Consider the following 2,353-nt stretch of genomic DNA (forward strand, 5'->3'; position numbering starts at 1 on the left):
CAAAAAAGGCCGCAACTGGTGCGGCCTTTTTTTATGAATGGTCCGGAACGGGCTATTCTTCGTTTACCACGATCTTTTCGATCTTGTCGTTGGCTCTGATCTCATCGATCACATCCACGCCTTCTACCACTTTGCCGAAGCAGGTATGGTTGCGATCCAGGTGGGCGGTGTTTTTGCGGCTGTGCACGATGAAGAACTGGGATCCTCCGGTGTTGCGTCCGGCATGCGCCATCGACAGCACACCACGGTCATGGAACTGGTTGTCGCCTGTCAGTTCGCAATCGATCTTGTAGCCGGGGCCACCTGTACCCGGTACACCTTTGGCGCCATCGCGGGAGTTAGGGCAGCCGCCCTGGATCACGAAGTCAGGAATAACACGGTGGAAAGTCAGTCCGTCGTAGAAGCCTTTCTTGGCCAGCGTGATAAAGTTCTCCACCGTCTTCGGGGCATCTTTTTCATAGAATTCTACTTTCATTACCCCTTTGGCGGTATGTATTTCAGCGGTTTTCATAATTTTCTTCTATTTGATTGGTAAAACAATGTTCAGCACAAAAGTACGTAAATATACTTTAAGAGGCCACAGGCGCTCCATAATGTGCCGGTGTCAGGCAACAGGAAGGTGCCTTTTCAAAACTTGAAGAGGCTTTCCAGAGTAATTGTACTAAAGCGGGCACTCTGAAACGGGCGCTTTAAATTAGATGTACTCACAAACTTGAAGAATAACTATGAAAGGATCGAACATACTATGGACCGGGCTTGTGCTGCTGAGCCTTACGCTGGCCGGCTGCAACGAGCACCAGGAGACGAGCGAGAGTGAAGGTAGCTCAGAGCAAATGGATACCGACAGAACAGCCAAAAATATGAATCCGGGATCGCATGTGGATCCGAAAAACCACACAGATCCCAATCTGACCGGCGGCGGCAGAATAGGAGACGATACCATGACGCCATCGCGCAGCATCGTGGACAATGCGACGTCAAATAAAAAGCTGACCACGTTTGTTTCGCTGCTCAAGAATGCCAATATGGTAAAAGCGCTGAGCGGAACAGGACCCTATACCGTTTTTGCTCCAACTGAAGATGCTTTTAAAGCACTGCCGGGCGGTACGCTGGAAGACCTGATGAAGGCAGAGAACCGGCAGCGCCTGGAGGAGATCATCAACCACCACCTGGTGTCGGGGCAGTTGGCAATTGCTGACCTGCAGGATGGGGCCATCCTCAAGACAGCAGGCGGACAACAGCTGAAGGTATCGAAGAAGGATGGGAAAGTCATGATCAACGGGGCCCTGATAGAAGAACCTGACGGAATGAGCAGCAATGGCGTGCTCCATGCCATCGATAAGGTGCTGATGCCGGAAAAGCAATAGGAACAGCAGCAGATTGAGGGCGCGCAGCAGGTTGTATACCTGCTGCGCGTTTTGCTTTTAAAAAGGATTCGTAGCCCAGACCGCCAATTCCGGTATAAAACCTCTGTCATCCAGTTCCAGGGCTCCTTTGATGGCGCGGGCAATCTCATGGCCACGGAGCTTGTTCGGCTGACTGTCGCGCTCTTCCCGTTCTTCGCGCCCAAAGGCTGTTGTCACTTCGCTTGGGTTGAGGAGCATCACCCGCACATTGTAGCGGCGCAGTTCCGCCTGCCAGCATTGTGTCATGCCGCGCAGGGCGAATTTGGAGGAAGCGTAGACCGAACCGCCTTCATACCCTTTGGTAGCTGCAGTAGAGCCAATGTTGATGATGTTGCCGTAGTTTTGTTTTTTGAAGATCTCGGCAGCCCGGGCACCCATCAGGGCGGCGCCAAACACGTTCACGCCATATACCTGCTGAAAGTGCTCCAGGTTCAGTTCCTCCAGCCGGCGCGACATACCTATACCTGCATTGTTAATGAGTACATCGAGGCGGCCAAACTGATTTATAAACATCGTGAATGTCCGTTTCACATCTTCGGGGTTTGCAACGTTTGCCGTGATGGGCATAGCGCCTATTTCGCGGGCTGCCTTCTGGGTGCGATTCTCGTCACGGCCTGTTATGGCCACATGGGCGCCGTGTTCGACCAGCAGCCTGGCGGTGGCGTAGCCAATGCCCAGCGTGCCGCCCGTAATCAGGATATTTGCGTTTTCGATCTTCATAGCTGTGTAGGTATAGTCTGTGTTTTGTAACGTGGGAGGGAGGTGTTGGTTATACCTATTCCTGCTGGGTAGTTATGGCTTCATCAGACTTCAACCTGATATTGTTGCATTGCTTCCAAGTGTACCTAAAGTTTAGCGAGAGCGTAACTGGTGGTGGCACTTGATGCCAGTTTGAAACTGGCGTACTGCTGTTCCATGTATAGCAACCTGGCGTTGTTGCATCGCTT

Annotated in this window: 3 protein-coding genes; 1 reads left to right on the forward strand and 2 read right to left on the reverse strand. The window is 52.0% G+C overall.

Going from position 1 to position 2,353, the window contains the following annotated elements; translation table 11 throughout:
- Positions 1-52: 52 nt before the first annotated feature.
- A complete protein-coding gene (locus tag OB13_RS19450) occupies positions 53-511 on the reverse strand; it encodes a peptidylprolyl isomerase (protein WP_461491849.1) in 459 nt (152 codons plus the stop codon).
- Positions 512-725: 214 nt separating this feature from the next.
- Here OB13_RS19450 and OB13_RS19455 point away from each other — a divergent pair, with 214 nt between their 5' ends.
- On the forward strand, positions 726-1,367 hold the full coding sequence (locus OB13_RS19455) for a fasciclin domain-containing protein (RefSeq protein ID WP_461491850.1): 642 nt from the start codon (positions 726-728) through the stop codon (positions 1,365-1,367).
- A gap of 57 nt (positions 1,368-1,424) precedes the next feature.
- On the opposite strand, the gene OB13_RS19460 is transcribed toward OB13_RS19455, so the two are convergent.
- Positions 1,425-2,126 (reverse strand): SDR family oxidoreductase, encoded by a 702-nt coding sequence (locus tag OB13_RS19460; RefSeq protein WP_461491851.1) that lies wholly within the window; start codon positions 2,124-2,126, stop codon positions 1,425-1,427.
- Positions 2,127-2,353: the final 227 nt, after the last annotated feature.

The sequence above is a fragment of the Pontibacter sp. HJ8 genome, assembly GCF_054824225.1.

Bases quoted from the DNA above. Each gene is read 5' to 3' on its own strand.
- OB13_RS19450 (WP_461491849.1), bottom strand. From the start codon at position 511: ATGAAAACCGCTGAAATACATACCGCCAAAGGGGTAATGAAAGTAGAA.
- OB13_RS19460 (WP_461491851.1), bottom strand. From the start codon at position 2,126: ATGAAGATCGAAAACGCAAATATCCTGATTACGGGCGGCACGCTGGGC.
- OB13_RS19455 (WP_461491850.1), top strand. From the start codon at position 726: ATGAAAGGATCGAACATACTATGGACCGGGCTTGTGCTGCTGAGCCTT.